We start from the raw sequence: 17,874 nt of genomic DNA, 5'->3' as shown, positions 1-17,874 counted from the left end.
TGCCGCACAGGATCGCCAGCGGGATCAGGGCCGCCAACGCGCCGGACGCGAGCGCCATGGCCCGGTCGAAACCCACGATCAGCTGGAACCGCTTGACCACGCGCAGCGTGAACGCCGGACGGAGCCAGAAGGTCATCGCCCCGATGACAACCTCGCGCTTGAACCGAACCGTCCTGACCTCCGCGGTTGCCCGTGACGACCCCGCGAGCCTAGCCCGTCACCGCCGCCCCGCCCGGCTCCGACACCACGACCCGCGCCCGGGGCTCAGGGGGCGGCGGTGTCAGCCGCTCTCCGAGGCGGACTGGGGGTCGGTGCCGGCGTCGCGGGCCTCGACGAACTTCTTGAAGCGGCGCAGGTCGCCCCGGACCTGGCGGTCGAGCACGCCCAGCTTGTCGGCGGCCTTCTCGGCGAAGCCGGTGGGCTGGAAGGCCATGGTCATCGTCACCCGCGTCCGGGCCGTGCCGAGCGGTTGGAAGTCGACCGTGCCGGTGTGCTTCACGTTCTCGCCGGTGGTGCGCCAGGCGACCCGCTCCTCGGGTACCCGCTCGACGATCTCGGTGTCGAACTCCCGGGCCAGTCCGGCGATCTTGGTCCGCCAGTGGGCATGGCGCTCGTCCAGCTGCCTGACCTCCTCCACGCCCTCCATGAACCGGGGGAAGTCCTCGAACGTGGCCCACTGGTCGTAGACGACGCGGACCGGCACCTCCACGTCGATCGACTCCTCCACCGTGCTCATCGCCGCCCCTCCTCCACGCCGTCCCGCCGGTCGGCCGACCGGTCGGCCGACCAGGCCCGGCACGATCACCGGGCGGGGAGAGTCCGCGGACGGCACCACTTTCAATCTGGGCCCTGCGCGGGGCCGCGGCAACCGGCGCACCCGCGGAGGCCGGCGGGGGCGGGGGCTTCGACACGCACGGACCCGTGCGTGGCGAAGCCCCCGGGTGGCGTCCCGGCTCAGAGCCGGAAGGGGTTCCGCCCGAGTGCGGCGATGACGAACCAGGCCGTGGCACCGGTGTGCAGCGACGCGTAGTACGTGTCGCCCTCACCGGTGGTGAGGCCGTCGCTGGAGGCGGCCACGATGCCGCGGCCGTCACCGTTGGGCGCCTGGGTCTGGGCGAGCTTGAGCGTGTCCAGGAGCGTGGCCGCCTTGGCGTCGTCACCGGCGGCGCCCCGGGCGTAGTACGCGGCCAGGAGGTGCGCGGTGCCCTCGAACCAGACCTTGGAGGTGTCGGTGCGGCCGAAGCTGACCCCGGTGAACGGGCCGTCGGTGACGGCCAGGTTGCCGGCGGCCCAGTCGACCGAGCGGGCGTAGGCGGGGCTGAGCGTGGCCAGGTAGCTCCAGGTCTGCACGTCCTCCGGGACGGTGTCGCGGTTCTGGGTGACGCCGTCCAGGCCCGTGCCCGTCCAGAGCCGGCCGTCGTCCGCCTGCATGCCGGCCACGAAGGCGAAGGCGTTGTCCGAACGGGTCTTCCACACCTGGTCGCCGGTGGCGGCGGCGAGCATGGCGAAGAACGCGCCCGTGTCGATGTTGTGCTCGGTGGCCTTCCACTGGATGGGGGTCATCTCGGCGCCGGTCCCGTCGCTGTTGCGCAGGCCTCCGGTGTAGCCGCCCGCGCCGCGGGTGTCGGCCGCGTTGGCCTGGATCCAGTTCGCGATCCTCAGCGCGCCGTCGAGGTAGCGCTGCTCGCCGGTGACGTGGTGGAGGCGGGTCAGGGCCATCCCCGCCCAGGCCATGTTCCCGGTGTAGACGGAGAACCCGCCCACGTAGGGCGTGCCGGTGGCGGTGACGAACGGCTGCGGCTCGTAGGAGGCGCGGATCCGCCCGTCGGGGACGATGTCGTGGGCCTGGGCGTAGAGCAGGCTGTCGCCGAGCTCCATCGCGTGGCTGACGCCGCTGCTCGACCCCTGCATCAGCAGGGCGGTGATGACCAGCGCGTTGTCGTAGGTGAACGACGCCTGGTAGCCCTCGGGGCCGAACTCCCCGCCCGGGGCGAAGTGGCCGCCGGTGTAGCTGCGCGGCACGCGCAGGTCGGCGGGCGAGCCGTAGTGGTCCATGGTGGTGGTCAGGAACGAGGTCGCCTTGCCGATGGCCTCGGTCGGGATCTCGCGTACCACGGGCTGGAGCTCGTACGACTCGACGGAGATCCCGGTCCTGATGGTCCGGCCGACGTGGAGCGCGCCGCCGCCGAAGTCGCCCATCGCTCCGTGCGTCGTCATGTTCTTCAGGAGCGGCCCGTCGAAGTACCACGAGGACTCCGGCCCGGTGGCGTCGGTGACCAGGCCCGCCGTCGTGCCGTCCCCCACCACGGCGACGTACTCGTTGCGCTGGGTGCTCCTGATCTTGAAGCCCACCCACGGCCCGACTTCGAGGGCCCAGCGCTCGTCCGCCCCGGCGGCTCCGCTGCTGACGTTGCTGCCCTCGGCGAGCCGGTGCGAACCGATCCACGGGTGGTAGTCCTGGAGCCGCTGGTGGGTGCTGCTGTCCACCAGCGCCACCCCGACCCGGGTCGTCGTCCCTCCGCTGAAGAAGGTGGCCAGGTCGACGGGGCGCTGTTCGAGAACGGCCGGCTGGTTGGGGAACATCACCGAGCTGAAGGGCCGCAGGGCGATCACCGGGGTGGTGTCGTCCGTTCTCGCCTGGACGATCTGGCCCCCGGAAGTGCTGAGGGTGTGCAGCGCCGGGTCGTAGGACCAGAGCTCACTGGCGGCGGGGTTGAGCGAACAGGTCGCCGTCACCACCGGTGCGGTGGCCAGGAAGGGGGTCCCGGTCGTCAGGCACTTCTTCGACTGGACGTTCTGCAGTTGGACGAACCATTCGTCGCCGAACGCGAACGACCGTGCGCTGCGCCACAGTTGCCGGTGGCTCTGCGCCCAGAACGCGTCGACCAGGGAGCCGTCGGCGGCGGGCACCACCGGCTCCCCGAGGGCCGCGAGCTCCGCGGTACCGGTGTCCCGGTAGGCCACGACCTGGGTCTCGGCGCCGCCCTGCTGGGCGCCGAAGAACACCTGGTAGTGGTCGCTCGCGTAGTTCTGGCCCACGTGGACGGCGTCCCAGGCCTCGACGTCCATGCTGCTGACCAGGTAGTCGAGTTCGTTGCCGCTGAGCTGGGTCGCCTGCGCCGGTCGGTAGACGCGGGAGCCGGCCGGCAGGCTGCCCTGCAGGGTTTGCGGTGCCCGGTTGTAGTCGCCCAGCACGGCCCAGCGGCCCCCGCTCTCCGCCCCCGCGGCGACGCTCACCTGGGTGACCAGGGTCGGCGCGTCGCCGCCGCCTCCCGAGAAGGCGTGGATGGACGCGAACATCACCGCTTCGGCGCCCTCGCCGTCGACGATGGCCAGGGCCGGCCGGCTTTGCTCGATCGTGGATTCCACGACCTCCACGTGCCGGGCCTCGCGCGCCGTGAAGAAGCCCAGGCGCAGCGTCGTGGGGATCAGGCTGTCCCGCAGGATGTAGAGGTTGCGCACCGGCAGGTCCTGCTGCTGGGGGACGTAGTAGTAGTGGTCGATGACGTAGGGGTGGCCAGGCGAGGTGTGGGCGGCGACGTGAATGAGGTTGCCGTTGTTGGGCAGGGCTTCCGGGACCTCCTGCAGGGCCACGATGTCGCGGGTGCGGGCGAGGTTGTACGCCGCGTTCCAGGCCTCCGGGGTGTGCAGCATGTTCCAGGTGGCGGGCAGTTGCGACCCGGGTGGTACGGCGTACGCGGTGCCGGCCAGTGCGCCGAGGAGACCGGCCGCCAGCGCGGCCGCCACCACGGCGGCCAGCAGGCGGCGCAGGAGGCGGCGCAGTACGGGGGGCTGGGTGTGGGGCTGGGTGTGGGGCGGGTGGTGGCCGGTGCCGGGTGCGGTCGCACGCAGGCCGTTCGGTGTTCGTCGATCCTTCACCCGCGCAGTCTTCGGCTCCCCCGCACCGGCAACCAGAGGCATTGACGCACAGTTGCTTCCCGATCGGGCAGACCGGGGCCCGACCGGCACATCCGCCCGCGGGGGCTCCCCGGGCCCCGACCGGCACCTCAGTGCGCGGGCGGCTCCCCGGGCCGCGACCGGCACCCCGGCGCGCGGGCGGCTCCCGTCGCCCGCGGGCGGCTCCCGTCCCGGGGAGGCGGGCAGGGGCCGGAGGGCCGGCCCCCGCCCCCGGGTCAGGCGACCGTGAGGACGATCTTGCCGGTGGTGCGGCCCTGCTCGCCGAGTTCGTGGGCCTTGGCGGCGTCCGCGAGCGGCAGGACCGTCTCGACCACGGGCTTCAGTGCGCCCCGTTCGACCAGGGCGGCGATCTCCCGCAGACCCAGGTGGTCCGGCTCGACCAGGACCCAGGCGGCCCGCACGCCGTCCTGGGCGGCGGGGACGTCGTCCGGTCCGGGCAGGGTGATCAGGCGGCCGCCGGGGCGGAGCACCTTCAGGGAGCGCGCGGCCGTCTCGCCGCCGAGCCCGTCCAGGACCACGTCGACGTCGCGGACGGCGTCCTCGAACCGCACGGCGCGGTAGTCGACCACCTCGTCGGCGCCCAGCTCCCGCACCAGGTCGTGCTTGCCGGCGCTGGCCGTGCCGATGACGTACGCGCCGCGGGCCTTGGCGATCTGCACCGCGAAGTGGCCGACCCCGCCGGCCGCCGCGTGCACCAGGACCCGCTCCCCCGGGCGCACGTCGGCCGCGTCCACCAGGGCCTGCCAGGCGGTCAGCGCGGCCAGCGGCAGTGCGGCCGCCTCGACGTGGGTCAGGCCCGCGGGCTTGGGGGCGAGGTGCCGGGCCGGCGCCACCACGTACTCGGCGTAGCCGCCGGCCTGGCGCGGGAACAGCGGCATCCCGAAGACCTCGTCGCCGGGGCGGAACATCCCCACGCCCGGTCCGACGGCCTCGACCGTGCCGGAGACGTCCCAGCCGACCACCGGCACGGTGCCCCACTCGATGAGGGCGCCGCTGGCCCGGGTCTTCCAGTCCACCGGGTTCACGCCGGCCGCGTGCACGCGCACCAGGACCTCGTTCAGGCCCGGCTCGGGGCGCTCCACCTCGCGCTCGACCAGGTTCTCCGGCCCGCCCCACTGCTCCACGACCACCGCTCGCATGCTGTCCGCCTCGCCTTTCGTTGCGCTGTCGTTCCGGGCCGTACGGCGCGTTCCCGCACGTTCCGTTCCCGACGTTCCGTTTCCGCACGTCCCGTTCCGAGCCGTACGGCGCCGGGCTCCCCCGGCGACGCGGTCCACGATCCGGTATCCCCGCCCGCCGCAGTGTTGGCCGTTTGGCCACTATGTGACAGGATCTGGCCATGGGCAGCACGCAGGTGGCAGCGGTGGCGGACAAGCACGGCGATCGGGCTGTGCCGCCGCGCCGGCACCGGATCGCCGTGCTCGCCCTGCCCGGGGTCCCGCCCTTCGAGCTCGGAATCCCCTCCCGGGTGTTCGGCAGCGCCCAGGACGCCGAGGGCCGCCCGCTCTACGACGTGGTGGTCTGCACCGCCGACGGCGCCCCCGTCCTCAGCGACGCCGGCTTCACCGTCCAGCCGGCCGCCGGCCCCGAGGCCCTGGCCGCCGCGGACACCGTGATCGTGCCGCCCACGCACGCGATGCCCGAGCTGGGCCTCGGCGGCCCCCTGCCCCCCGAGGTCGGCGCGGCCATCGCCGGCATCCGGCCCGGCACCCGGCTGGTGTCCATCTGCTCCGGCTCCTACGTGCTCGCCGCCGCCGGGCTGCTCGACGGCCGGCCGGCCACCACCCACTGGAACCTCGCCCCGGAGTTCCGCCGCGCCTACCCCAAGGTCAAGGTCGACGAGGAGGTCCTCTTCGTCGACGACGGCGACGTGCTCACCTCCGCCGGCGTGGCCGCCGGCGTCGACCTGTGCCTGCACGTGATCCGCCGCGACCACGGCGCCGCCGTCGCCAACCGGGCCGCCCGCATGTGCGTCGTGCCGCCCTGGCGCGACGGCGGGCAGGCCCAGTACATCGACCGCCCGGTGCCCGAACCCACCGTCGCCAGCACCACCGCCACCCGCGCCTGGGCGCTGGAACACCTCGGCGAGCCGCTGCCGCTCACCCGGCTCGCCGAACACGCCCGGATGAGCCTGCGCTCCTTCACCCGGCGTTTCCGCGACGAGGCCGGGATGACCCCGGTGCAGTGGCTCACCGCCCAACGTCTGGAAATGGCCAAGCAGTTGCTGGAGACCACCGACCTGCCGATCGACCTGGTCGCCCACCGCAGCGGCTTCGGCACCGCGAACTCCCTGCGCGCGCACATGAGGACGGCCTTCGGGGTCTCCCCCGCCGCCTACCGCCGCACCTTCAGCCCCCACGAGCCCGCCCTCGACGCCGACGGCAGCCGGTCGGCCGAGGGCAGGACCCCCGGCAGGTAGCCGGCCGGGGAGGGACCGGCGCCGACCTCGCCGCCGGGTGCGGGTCCTGCGCCGGGGCGGCACCTCCCTCGCCGGGTATCCGACCAGGTCGACGTCCCGCAGGACGACCGGCAGGTCCGCGGCGCCGATTTCCGGCGGGAGCGTCCCGCACGCGCGGCGGGCGTGCGCCCCGACCCGGGCGGGACGCGCCGTGGCGAGGGTCGTCCGGCCGGCGTCCGGGGCCTGACGCCTGACGCCCCGTGCTGTCCGGGCCCGGCGGGTGGGGGTGGCGGGGCGCCAGCGGGGGGCCGGTCGGGTCGTCCGTCACTCGCGAGGAGCAGCGTCGCGGGGCTGCCGCCCGGCGGCGGTGGCGCGGCCCCGGGCGGGGGTGCGGGAGGGCCCTGCGGGGCCGGTTCCTGAGCCCGGTGCGGCGCGGGGCGGGGCCTGTGCGAGCGGGGTCGCCGGAGGTGCGGCTGCCAGGCCGGGGGTGGCCGCGGTGGCGTCCGGCGCTGCGTTCGGGGACGAACGGGTCCATGCTGACTGTGGCCACGGCCCGGCGGCCGCAGCGTTCGCTGCGGGTGCGGGCGGCGTCGCCCCGGGCGGGCGTCGTCCCGGGCGGTCCGGCGCGCCGCGCCGGCCTTTGCCGCCGCCGGCGGCCGGGCGGCGCAGGCCCCGATCCCACCGGTCCGGCCGCGGCCACGTCTGAAACCCCACGAGGGAGGACCCTCATGACGTCACCCAGCAGCGCGTCGTTCGGCGGCCCCGACGGCGCCGCCGCCCCGCCGCAGGCCCTGCGGCTGGAGGCGAACGAGAAGCTCGTGCTCTCGCCGGACTCCCCGCGGTTCGCCTCCGGCTACCGCCAGGTGCGGCCGCAGTCGATCGACGAGGTGCGCAAGCTCCTCGGCCCCGTCAACGTGCCCGACGGCCGCAGTCGCGCCGAGAACCTGCTGGCCACCCGGGTGCCGGAGCTGACCAAGCGTCTGCTGCGTCCGGAGGACCTGAAGGTCAAGGATCCGAACGCCCGTGCCGAGGCGCGTCGCCTCGCCTATCTGGCCGCTCGGGAGTACGTCCACACGGCCAACACGGCGTCGTTGAAGCAGTGGCGCCCGATCATCGACCAGTGGCTGCTGGAGGTGAAGCCGGTCATCTCCATCTTCACCGCCGGGGACATCGACATCGCCGACGGCGCGACGCTCACGCTGTCGGCCAACACCCACGCGCTCATGGCACAGCGCATCCGGATGCACGGCAACGGGCGCATCGTCTGCCGGGGCAGCGTGAAGATCAGCGCCGTCTCGGTCGACGGTTCGTAGCGGCGCGCCCGGACCTGCGCCGTTCGGCGGGCGGTCGGCCCGCCCCCAGCACACACACGACTGAACGCACGAGGAGAGGGGCGACCATGCCCGACATCAATGCACCCGGAGACGACGGCGTCGACGGACTCCCGGGTACCGCCGGGGCGAACGGCGCGACCGGTCAGGTCGGCCGGGCCGGCGTCAACCACTGGAACGGCGACGACGATCCGGGCGACGGTGGCACCGGCGGCAACGGCGAGTCCGGGGCCGACGGCAACACCGGCGGCGACGGCCGCAACGGCAGCAACATCGTCCTGGAGGTCGAGGACTTCGTCGTCGGCGTCCACGTCAACACCAGTGGGGGCCGCGGCGGCCGCGGGGGCGACGGTGGGCGGGGCGGGGACGGCGGCCGGGGCGGCAACGGCGGGGAGCCCGCGGACGAGGGCGACGCGCTCGGCGACGGCGGCAACGGCGGCCGGGGAGCAGCGGGTGGCCGGGGCGGTGACGGGGGCGACGGGGGCAGCGGCGGGAACATCACCATCGTGGCCGACACCATCACGACCGGTACGGTGAACGGCACCGCGGCCGGCGGCCCCGGCGGGCTGGGCGGTGCCGCCGGTGCCGGGGGGATCGGCGGTGACCCGGGTACGGGGAACAACGAGGGCGCCCAGGGCGCTCCCGGGGCCACCGGGCAGACCGGGTCCTCCGGGCTGCGGGGCGTGGACGGCTCCATCGAGATCATCGAGCGGGTCCCCTGACGGGTGGCTCCTGTGACGAGTGGATCCCCTGCCCCTGTGGCGGTCCCGATCTCCACGACGCCCCGGGCGAACCGTCCGGACCGTCCGGACCGGTCGGACCGGTCGGACCGGCTGGACCTGCTGGTCGGCGGGCAGCTGCGGTCGCTCACCGCGGCTGCCCGCCTCCCCCGCACGACGGCCGAGCGGCTCGATGCCGTGTTCGACGTCCTGACCCGGGAGTCGCTCGACCGGGCGACCGCCGACGCCTATCCGGGCCTGTCCCGGATCAACGCCAACGGTCTGCCGTTCCAGTGGTCGGCCTGCTTCGGCGCCGCGCGGGCCCCGTCCGTGCGGTTCCTGTGCGAGTCCGGCATTCCGGGGACGACGGGCCGTGAGCGGCTGAACGTGTCGCTGGACCGGCTCGGCCGGGCCTGCCGCGTCATCGGCCTGCCCGGCGTCCCGCACTGGTTCACGGCGCAGGTCCTGCCCGCCGTCCTGCCGGACGAGCGGAACTGGCCGGCGCACTGGCGCAGCGCCCTGTGGACGGGGGTCGGCGCGGCGGGCGGGGCCGTCGCGCTCAAGCCCTACCTCAATCTCCGCCGGGACCGGCCGCTCGACCGGTGGCGGCGGATCGGGTGGGTGCTCAAATCCCTGGGGCGTGAGCGCTCCCTGGAGCGCTTGTGCGAGCTGTCGTCGCTGGTGTCGCACCGGTCGTGGCCGGTGGCCCTCGCCCTCGACATCACCCCGGGGGGCGAGCCGGGCCGGGTCAAGGCCTACTTCCGGTCGGAGGGTGTGACGGCGGCCTGGCTGCAGTGCTGGTACACGGCACTGGGGGCGCAGGCCCACCTGCCGGCCGTGCGCGAGCTGCTCGACGCGTTTCCGCAGCCGGACCGGGCCGCCTACCCGGACGGGGCGTTCGTGCTGACCCTCGAAGCGCACCCCGCCGACGGTGTGTTCACCCTCAAGACCGATCTCGCCGTCACCCGGTGGACCTCGGGCGACGCGCCGGTCGTGCGGGGGACGGCCCGGCTCCTCGGGCGCCTGGGCCTCGATCCCGCCGGGCTCGACGCCACCTGGGCCGCCCTGGGCGCTGCGGCGCCGGCGGAGGGGCGCAGCGACGTGGTCCGCTACGTCGGGCTCGGCTACGAGCCCGACGGGTCGCGGCACGTCAACGTCTACCTCGAACCGCCGCCGCCCGCTTCGGCGGTGCCGACCCGGGCTCCCTCGGCCCCGGGCGTGTCGGGGTGGGGGCGGCTCTCGGGACCGGGGGGCGCGGGCGTGGTCGCCGCCGTCCGGCACGGCCTGCGGTGGCTGAACGGGGCGCAGTGCGAAGGCCGTTGGAGTGACTACCGGCTGCCCGTGGGGACGGCGGACACATGGGTGACGGCCTACGTCCTCGACCGGCTGGGCGAGCTGCCCGCCCGGCTTCGCGGCGGCCCGGTGGCCGGCGCCGAGCGCGCCGCGCTCGGGTGGCTGCGATCGGCGCGCACCCCGGGCGGAGGGTGGGGGTACAACGGGGCCTGCGACGACGACGCGGACTCCACCGCGCTGGCGGTGCGGGCGCTGCGCTCGCGCGGGCTGCCCGTCCCGTCCGGGGCCCTGGCCCTTCTGGAGCGCTGCCGGCACCCGGGCGGCGGTGTCGCGACCTACCCGCCGGGCTCGCTGCCCGGCCTGGCGTGGAACGCGCCGACCGCCGACGTCACCGGCGTGGCGGTCGAGGCCCTCGGCTGCGGCGGAGGCGAGGCCGCGGCCTGGCTCCTGGGGCAGCGCGGTGACGACGGCCTGTGGCGTCCGTACTGGTGGCTCACCCCCCTCTACCCGACGGCCCTGTCCCTCGACTTCCTGACCGGCCCGGCCCGTGCGCACCTCGCGGGCGGGACCCTGGCCCGGGCACTCGCGCCGACGCGCGAGGCGGTGCGCCGCTACGTACCGGACGGGGCCTTCGAGTCGGCGCTGCTGCTGCGTTGCCGGCTCACTCTGGGGATCGTCCCACCGCGTGACGCGCTGGGTGAGTTGATGGACCGTCAGGAGCGTGACGGCTCCTGGCCGGCGTCGGCCCATCTGCGGCTGACCACACCGGCCGTCCACCGGCCGTGGGCCGTCGCCGACGCCGGCCCCGTCCACCTCGACCACCACCGGGTCTTCACCACGGCAACAGCCCTGGCCGCCCTCGCCGCGGCCGCGAGCGGCGACCGGCGTATTCGCTGAGCCGCCGTGTCGTCCGGGTGCCCGCCGGCGGGACCAGGGACGGGCGGGGCTTTCGGCCGACGCGGGAGAACATCCGAGAATCGGTCGCTCGCTTCGGCGTCACCCGGGGCGTCCTGGTGCCGCGCCAGAGAATGTGTTTGCCCTGTTACGTTGTCAGGCGGGGCAGGCTCCAGGGCACGGGCGGCGCGGCGAGGAAGAGGTTCCCTAACGTGACGCTACTGTGGTGAGGGTGGCGGGAATCAAAGCCGACCGGTGGTCCGAGTCCATGTCGGCGGCCTATGAGCAGTACCTCGTGCCGGTGGTCTTCCGGCCTTTCGCCCGGGACCTGGCTGCCAGGGCGGCGGCACTCCGCCCTCGGCGAGTCCTCGAACTGGCTGCAGGGACCGGAGTCTTCACGTCTGCCCTGCTCGCGGCGGCACCGTCGGCCAAGGTGACGGCCACCGACCTGAACGAGGCCATGGTCGCTCTCGGGGCGGCTCGGTCCCCGGGCGCAGTATGGCGGCAGGCCGACGCGCAGCGGCTGCCGTTCCCGGACGAAGGCTTCGACCTGGTGGCCTGCCAGTTTGGTGTGATGTTCTTTCCTGACCGCATCGGGGCCTTCAACGAGGTCCGCCGGGTCCTCTCTCCGGGCGGCAGGTTCCTGTTCAATACCTGGGGCTCGCTTGGGGCGCACGCCTTCGAAGTCGCGCTGCAGGCCGGGCTGGAGCGGGCCCTTCCGGTCGACCCGCCGCAGTTCTTCCGGACGGTTCCGCACGGCTACGCCGACCCCGCTGTCGTGGCCGCCGATCTGGCGGCCGCCGGGTTCGCCGTCGAGGAGGAGCAGGAGCTGACACTTCAGGGCCGGGCTGCGTCGATCGCCGACCTTGCCGCCGGGTACCTCACCGGAACACCGGTGCGCGAGGCCGTTGAGGAGCGCGGCGACGGTCCGGCCGTCCGCGCCACCGTCATCGAGGAGATGATGGCCCGGCTGGGTCCGGGGCCGGTCACCGCCCCGATGACGGCGTACGTCTTCCGCGCTGCGGCCTGAACCGCGGCCCGCGCCGCCGCCAAGGATCGGGAGTAAGTCGATCTCGACGGGGTGCGCCCCCCGGAGGCCATGCTCAGCAGGCGACGTTGGCCCTGGCCGCGACATTGCGTAGCCGTTCATCGGGCTGCATGTCTGCATCCGGGTGGCGCGGGTGCCCGGGCCGCAGTGGTGATTCGAAGGTGGACGCCGCTCGGGTCCTGCTGCCGGCGGAGCGCCCGTACCCGGTCGCCGCGGCCGCAGTGGCCCAACTGCGGGCGGCGGCCGGGCGGTACCCGGACGCGCGGGACATTCGTCGCGTTCAGCGCTTGTGGCCGTTGCCGTGTCCGTCGGGATGCAGGACCACCTTGGTCCAGCCCTCGTCACGGGCGTCGAAGTGCTCGTACGCGGTGGGGGCCTCGTCCAGGCTGAGTTCGTGGGAGACGACGAAGCTCGGCGTCGCCTTCCCGCCGGCGATCAGGTCCCGCAGCGCCCGGTTGTACTTCTTCACCGGTGCCTGCCCGGTCCCCATGCGCTGGCCCTTGAACCACATCATCCCGAAGTCGATCGGGACCTTGCCCTGCGCCTCCAACTCTCCCTGGGCCTCCGCGCCGCCGGGGTCCTCGGGCAGGAACACGCCCACCACGCCGATGTCGCCCGTGAACCTGACCGAGTCGATCAGCCCGTTGAGGGTGAGGCTGGCATCCTCCTCCCCCTGGGGGTCGTGCGCCTGGTAGCCGACGCATTCACAGCCGTTGTCGGCACCGAGACCGAGGGTGGCCTCCTTGACGACCTCCGCCGGGTCCTGCTCGGCGGTGTTGATCGCGATGGCCCCGATCTCCTCCGCCTTGCGCAGCCGGTCGCCCTGGTGGTCGGCCACCCAGACACGGCCGGCACCCCTGAGGAGGGCCGAGTAGGCCGCCATCAGCCCGACGGGACCGGCTCCGAAGATGATCGTCTGGTCACCCGGCTTGACCTGAGCCATCTCGGTGGCGTGGTAGCCGGTGGGGAAGATGTCGGCGAGCATCACGTAGTCGGTCTGCCGTTCGGCGGCGTCCTCGCCCAGACGCAGGGCGTTGAAGTCGCCGTAGGGCACGCGCAGCAGTTCCGCCTGGCCGCCCTGGTAGGGACCCATGTCGGCGAATCCGTAGGCGGCTCCCGCAAGGGCGGGTTCGGGCTGCATGGTCAGGCAGTAGTTGGTCAGCCCCCGCTCGCACTGCTTGCAGAAGCCGCAGGCGATGTTGAAGGGCAGGACCACGTAATCGCCGACCTGGACCTTACGGACGGCCGAGCCGACCTCCACGACCTGGCCCATGTTCTCGTGGCCCAACGTCCTGCCGGTCTCGAACGAGGTGCGGCCCTCGTACATGTGCAGGTCCGAGCCGCAGATGTTGGTGGTGGTGATCTTGACGATGATGTCGCAGGGATGTTCGATCTCCGCGTCCGGCACGTCCTGCACTGTGACCGTCCACGGTCCTTCGTATACCGCTGCTTTCATGAGGACTTCCCTCTTGCCGTTGCATGACTGCGGTACGGCGGTGATGAGACGGCGCAAGGGTCCGCCTCGCGAAGTCGGCACGACGTCGTCCGTGCCTCCGGCGCGCCTCTACGGACCGTTCACCCGGATCGGGTGGAACGGGGGCGCCGCCACCGGCCCGCCGGGCCCAGCTTCGGCGCTCCGGCGGCGTGCCAAGCGACTTCCCGCCGGTCTGGACGCGAAACAACCACTCACCGATGGACGGGCGGCCGGATGGACGACGCGGACGACGCGGACGACGTGGACGACGCGGGCGACGCGGACGACGCGCACCTCGGCACCGCGCCCGCGAGCGGGGGCGCCCGCCCCGCGTGACGCCCGGCCGGGGTCACTCGATGGGGGTGCTTCGGCGGGCGGGGGCGGGCCGGGTGGCAGAGGCTGACGTGGACGGTGACCGCGTTGGTGAGGGTGGTGCCCCGGTGAGGGTGGTCGTTGATCTCAATCGTTGCCAGGGGTACGCACAGTGCGCGTTCCTGGCGCCCGACGTCTTCCGGATGCACGGGGACGAGGCGCTGCTCTACGTCCCGCAGGCCGGCGCCGAGCAGCGGGAGCGGCTCGCGCAGGCGGTCGCGGCCTGCCCGGTGCAGGCGATCCTGGTCGACGACGGGCAGGACGGGCGGCGCACGCTGCCCGCCGGCGCGCTCGCCGACGGCACCGGCGGCCACGGGGATGGTGGGCGGTGAACCGGGACGGCTGGCTGGAGCAATTGCGGCGCGAGGGCCGCATCGTGATCGTGGGCGCCTCCCTGGCCGGGCTGCGGGCGGCGGAGACGCTGCGGGACGGCGGCTTCACGGGGTCGCTGACGGTGGTCGGCGACGAGCCGTACGGCCCGTACGACCGGCCGCCGCTGTCCAAGCAGGTGCTGCTGGGCCTGGCGTCCGCCGAGCAGACCGCGCTGCCGCGCCGGCGGAAGGTGGACGCGCACTGGCGGCTGGGCAACGCGGCGACCGGGCTGGACATGGCCGCGCACCGGGTGCGGCTGGCCGACGGCGACGAGGTGGAGTACGACCGGCTGCTGATCGCGACCGGGGTGCGGGCCCGCCCCTGGCCGTTCGAGGCGCAGGCCGCCCTGGACGGCGTGTTCGTGCTGCGCGGGCGCGACGACGCGGCCGCGCTGGAGCGCCGGCTGCAGGCGGGGCCGCGCCGGGTGCTGGTGATCGGGGCCGGGTTCACCGGTTCGGAGATCGCCTCCGCGTGCCGGGAGCGCGGCCTGCCCGTCACCGTCGCCGAGCGCGGGTCGGCGCCGCTGGTGGGCGCGCTGGGCGGGGTGATCGGCGAGGTGGCGTCGCGGATGCACCTCGACGCCGGGGTCGACCTGCGGTGCTCGGTCACCGTCACGGCCCTGGAGGGGGACGCGTCGGGCCGGGTCCGCTCCGCGGCCCTGTCGGACGGCACGACCGTGGAGGCGGACGTCGTGGTCGTCTCGCTCGGGGCGATCCGCAACACCGACTGGCTCGCCGGTTCGGGGCTGGGCGCCGGCCCGCGCGGGATCGCCTGCGACGCCGGCTGCCGGGCGTTCGACGTGCGCGGCATCGTCACCGACGACGTGTTCGTGGCCGGGGACGTGGCGCGTTCGCCGCACCCGCTGTTCGGCTACCAGTTCCTCTCCCTGGAGCACTGGGGCAACGCCGTCGCGCAGGCGGAGATCGCCGCGCACAACATGATCAGCACCGCGTCGCAGCGGCTGCCGCACCTGTGGGTGCCGGCGTTCTGGTCCTCCCAGTTCGGGGTGAACATCAAGTCGGTCGGGGTGCCGTCGATGGGCGAGGAGATCGTGGTCACCCAGGGGTCGCTCGCCGAGCGGCGCTTCACCGCCGTGTACGGGCACCAGGGGCGGGTGATCGGCGCGGTCACCTTCGACCACGGCCGCTGGCTCCAGTTCTACGAGGACCTGATCGAACGCACCGCGCCGTTCCCGCCCGCGTTCCCGACCATGGACCGGCCCCGGGAGGGCGGCGAGCCGCGGCCGGCCGGCTTCCCCGACCCGTCCGTGCCCACGCACGGCCCCACGGTCACCGTCAGCGGCTACTCCCCGGCCGACCGGACCGTGGGCTTCACCCCCGGCCGGGCCTGACCGGCGTGCCCGGCGCCCACGCGACGCACCCAGCCCACGGCGCACCCGCCCACGCGGCGCACCCGGCCCCCGCGGCGCACCCGGCGACCAGCGCCCACGCGGAGCGCGGGGTGCCCCACGAACCCGAGGACCCCCGATGACCGACCTCACGCTGCTGCAGCAGATCACCGACTACTCCAACCGCCACGACCCGTACCCCCTGTACGCGCGGCTGCGCGAGAAGCCGGTCCACCACGACGAGACCGGCCCGTACGTGATCGGCGGCTACCACGCGGTGCGCGCGCTGCTGCACGATCCGCGGATCAGCTCCGAGCGCCGCAACCGGACGGCGACCACGGAGCTGCCCGGGCAGGAGGACGGCGACGAGGGCGGCACGCTGCCGCCCAACTTCCTGCGCCTGGACCCGCCCGAGCACGACCGGCTGCGGGCCATCACCAACCGGCCCTTCGGCCCCCCGCACAGCCCCCACCGCATCGACGGCATGCGCGGCGAGCTGCAGACCATCGTCACCGACCTGACCGACGCCCTGGACGGCGACGAGATCGACCTCGTCGAGCGCTTCTCCTACCCGTTCCCGGTGACCGTGATCTGCCGCCTGCTGGGCGTCCCCCGCGAGGACGAGAGCCGCTTCCACGGCTGGGCCGACACCCTCGTCGCAACCCTCGACCCCCAGCCCGGCCAGGACGTCACCGAGCGCGACCGCATCGCCCAACAGGCCCGGATCGAGCTCGGCCTCTACCTCAACGGCCTGATCGAGGAACGCCGCAAGTCGCCCGGCGACGACATGCTCTCCCAACTCGCTTCCGGCGACGCCCCCGAGAGCCGGATGAGCAACATGGAGGTGCTCAGCACCGCCGCGCTGCTGCTCATCGCCGGCCACGAGACGACCGTCAACCTGATCACCAACGGCATGCTCACCCTGCTGCGCCACCCGCAGGTGCTGGAGCGGCTGCGTGCCGACGCGCGGCTGGCGGTGCCGCTGGTGGAGGAACTGCTGCGGTACGAGCCGCCGGTGCAGATGCTGCCCAACCGCACGCCGATCACCGACATCGAGTTCGCCGGCACGACCATCCCCAAGGGGTCCTCGATCTGGCTGATGCTGGCCGCCGCCAACCGGGACCCGAAGCGGTTCGCGGACCCGGACCGCTTCGACCCGGACCGGGTGGACATCCAGCACCTGGGTCTGGGCAGCGGCATCCACAGCTGTTTCGGGGCGCCGCTGGCCCGGCTGGAGGCGCAGCTGGCGCTGTCCGAGCTGGCCCGCCGGCTGGAGCGGCCGCGGCTGGTGGAGGATCCGCCGCCGTACCGCACCAACGCGGTGCTACGCGGGCCCCGGCAGCTGCGGATCGCGATCGACGGCGTGCGGCCGTAGGCGCCGGCGGCCTGGGCGGCCGGGCCGCCGGGCCGGTGGGCCGGTGGGCCGGTGGGCCGGTGGGCCGGTGGGCCTGCCCTGGGGCTGTTCGCCGGCGCTGCGACTGATTTTGACCGTGCGTCAGGCACGGTGAGGCGGTGGGCCAGGGGGCGGGCCGTGGCGCCCGGTCGGGGGTGACGGCGGTCAGGACCGCGGAGGCGCGGACGGGGGGTCCGCCGCTTCGACGGCCTTGACCATGGGGGCCAGCTCGGGGTTGCGGGCGGCGTCGTCGAGCGCCTCCCGCAGGGCGGCGTCGTTGGTGGGCCGGGCCTGCTCCAGCAGCTCCAGGCCCGCCGGGCTCACGTCGGTGTAGATGCCGCGGCGGTCGGTGGGGCACAGGTAGCGGGCGAGCAGGCCGCGGTCCTCCAGGCGGGTGACCAGGCGGGTGGTGGCGCTCTTGCTGAGGACGACCGCGTCGGCGACCTGGTTCATCTGCAGGTGCCCGCCCACGCCGTCGTGCTGGCGGCTGAGCACGTCGAGCAGCGAGTACTCGCGCACGCTCAGGTCGTGCCGGGACTGCAGGGCCCGCTCGATGTGCGCCTCGATCCGGCCGTGCAGGAGGGAGAGGGCGGCCCAGCCGTTGGCGAGGGCGGTCAGCGCGGGATCCGTGGCGGCCATGGGCGCGGGCCTCCTTCCGGGGACGACGTCGGGACGGCAGGAGTCCAGGATACGCCCAATCCAGAAATAACCGCGGTGGACAATATGGAGCGCATGCAACTATTGTCGAAGCACGTAAGACGCAGTAGCAATCGTATGGAAGGTCGCGTCATGCCCCTCGCGCTCCTCGCCCTGGCCATCGGAGCCTTCGGGATCGGCACCACCGAGTTCGTCATCATGGGCCTGCTGCCCGAGATCGCCGGCGACTACGGCGTGTCCATCCCCAGCGCCGGTCTCCTCGTCACCGGCTACGCCGTCGGCGTCGTCCTCGGCGCGCCGCTGATGACCGTGCTCGGCACCAGAATCGGCCGCAAGACGATGCTGATGCTGCTGATGGGCCTGTTCACCGTCGGCAACCTGCTCTCCGCGCTCGCCCCGAGCCTCGGCGTGATGCTCGCCGGGCGCATCGTGGCCTCACTCGCCCACGGCGCGTTCTTCGGCATCGGTTCGGTCGTCGCCGCCGACCTGGTCGCCCCGCAGAAGAAGGCCGGCGCCATCGCCACCATGTTCACCGGCCTCACCGTCGCCAACATCGTCGGCGTGCCGCTGGGTACCTTCCTCGGCCAGACCTTCGGCTGGCGCACCACCTTCGCCGGCGTCGCCGCGCTCGGCGTGGTGGGCCTGCTCGGCGTCGCC

Annotated in this window: 14 protein-coding genes; 9 read left to right on the top strand and 5 right to left on the bottom strand. The window is 74.0% G+C overall.

All coding sequences use genetic code 11. The features are described 5' to 3' along the window. Positions 1–280 precede the first annotated feature (280 nt). From MCM47_RS37770 to MCM47_RS37760, 3 genes are all read right to left on the bottom strand, one after another. Positions 281–736, bottom strand: coding sequence for an SRPBCC family protein (locus MCM47_RS37770; protein WP_238951421.1), 456 nt, complete (start codon positions 734–736; stop codon positions 281–283). Positions 737–954: 218 nt separating this feature from the next. Beyond that, entirely contained in the window at positions 955–3,879 is a 2,925-nt protein-coding gene (locus tag MCM47_RS37765; RefSeq protein ID WP_238951515.1) for a hypothetical protein, read from the bottom strand. A gap of 254 nt (positions 3,880–4,133) precedes the next feature. Next, a complete protein-coding gene (locus MCM47_RS37760; protein ID WP_238951419.1) occupies positions 4,134–5,057 on the bottom strand; it encodes an NADP-dependent oxidoreductase in 924 nt (307 codons plus the stop codon). A gap of 200 nt (positions 5,058–5,257) precedes the next feature. Between MCM47_RS37760 and MCM47_RS37755 the strand changes: the two genes are divergently transcribed. The 5 genes from MCM47_RS37755 to MCM47_RS37735 all read left to right on the top strand — a co-directional run bounded on the left by MCM47_RS37755 (position 5,258) and on the right by MCM47_RS37735 (position 11,583). Next, positions 5,258–6,337 (top strand): GlxA family transcriptional regulator, encoded by a 1,080-nt coding sequence (locus tag MCM47_RS37755; protein WP_238951418.1) that lies wholly within the window; start codon positions 5,258–5,260, stop codon positions 6,335–6,337. Positions 6,338–7,044: 707 nt separating this feature from the next. Continuing rightward, complete coding sequence (locus MCM47_RS37750; protein ID WP_238951417.1) at positions 7,045–7,629, top strand: hypothetical protein; 585 nt, start codon at positions 7,045–7,047, stop codon at positions 7,627–7,629. An 86-nt stretch (positions 7,630–7,715) separates the two neighbouring features. After that, positions 7,716–8,369: a hypothetical protein gene (locus MCM47_RS37745; RefSeq protein WP_238951416.1), complete on the top strand. Its 654-nt coding sequence runs from the start codon at positions 7,716–7,718 to the stop codon at positions 8,367–8,369. 36 nt (positions 8,370–8,405) lie between these two features. Next, positions 8,406–10,556: a hypothetical protein gene (locus MCM47_RS37740; protein ID WP_238951514.1), complete on the top strand. Its 2,151-nt coding sequence runs from the start codon at positions 8,406–8,408 to the stop codon at positions 10,554–10,556. A 265-nt stretch (positions 10,557–10,821) separates the two neighbouring features. Next, positions 10,822–11,583, top strand: coding sequence for a class I SAM-dependent methyltransferase (locus MCM47_RS37735; protein WP_238951305.1), 762 nt, complete (start codon positions 10,822–10,824; stop codon positions 11,581–11,583). Between the two features lie 298 nt (positions 11,584–11,881). On the opposite strand, the gene MCM47_RS37730 is transcribed toward MCM47_RS37735, so the two are convergent. Then, positions 11,882–13,057, bottom strand: a complete 1,176-nt coding sequence (locus tag MCM47_RS37730) for a glutathione-independent formaldehyde dehydrogenase (protein WP_238951258.1) — start codon at positions 13,055–13,057, stop codon at positions 11,882–11,884. A 458-nt stretch (positions 13,058–13,515) separates the two neighbouring features. On the opposite strand from MCM47_RS37730, the gene MCM47_RS37725 reads away from it, so the two are divergent. The 3 genes from MCM47_RS37725 (at position 13,516) to MCM47_RS37715 (ending at position 16,542) form a co-directional block, all read left to right on the top strand. Then, a complete protein-coding gene (locus MCM47_RS37725; protein ID WP_238951259.1) occupies positions 13,516–13,779 on the top strand; it encodes a ferredoxin in 264 nt (87 codons plus the stop codon). Beyond that, positions 13,776–15,170, top strand: coding sequence for an FAD-dependent oxidoreductase (locus MCM47_RS37720; protein WP_238951260.1), 1,395 nt, complete (start codon positions 13,776–13,778; stop codon positions 15,168–15,170). Before MCM47_RS37725 ends, MCM47_RS37720 begins: the two co-directional genes overlap by 4 nt. 136 nt (positions 15,171–15,306) lie before the next feature. Then, positions 15,307–16,542 (top strand): cytochrome P450, encoded by a 1,236-nt coding sequence (locus tag MCM47_RS37715; RefSeq protein WP_238951261.1) that lies wholly within the window; start codon positions 15,307–15,309, stop codon positions 16,540–16,542. 183 nt (positions 16,543–16,725) lie between these two features. Here the strand turns inward: MCM47_RS37715 and MCM47_RS37710 are convergent, their stop codons facing one another. Continuing rightward, positions 16,726–17,199, bottom strand: a complete 474-nt coding sequence (locus MCM47_RS37710) for a MarR family winged helix-turn-helix transcriptional regulator (protein ID WP_238951262.1) — start codon at positions 17,197–17,199, stop codon at positions 16,726–16,728. Between the two features lie 150 nt (positions 17,200–17,349). Between MCM47_RS37710 and MCM47_RS37705 the strand changes: the two genes are divergently transcribed. Beyond that, the coding region (locus tag MCM47_RS37705; RefSeq protein ID WP_238951513.1) for an MFS transporter at positions 17,350–17,874 on the top strand (525 nt) is incomplete at its 3' end.

Origin of the sequence: Kitasatospora sp. A2-31, from assembly GCF_022288725.1 — a bacterium.
Taxonomy (GTDB): domain Bacteria; phylum Actinomycetota; class Actinomycetes; order Streptomycetales; family Streptomycetaceae; genus Kitasatospora.
The sequence above is the reverse complement of the archived record's forward strand: the minus strand, read 5'-3'. Positions and strand labels throughout refer to the sequence as shown.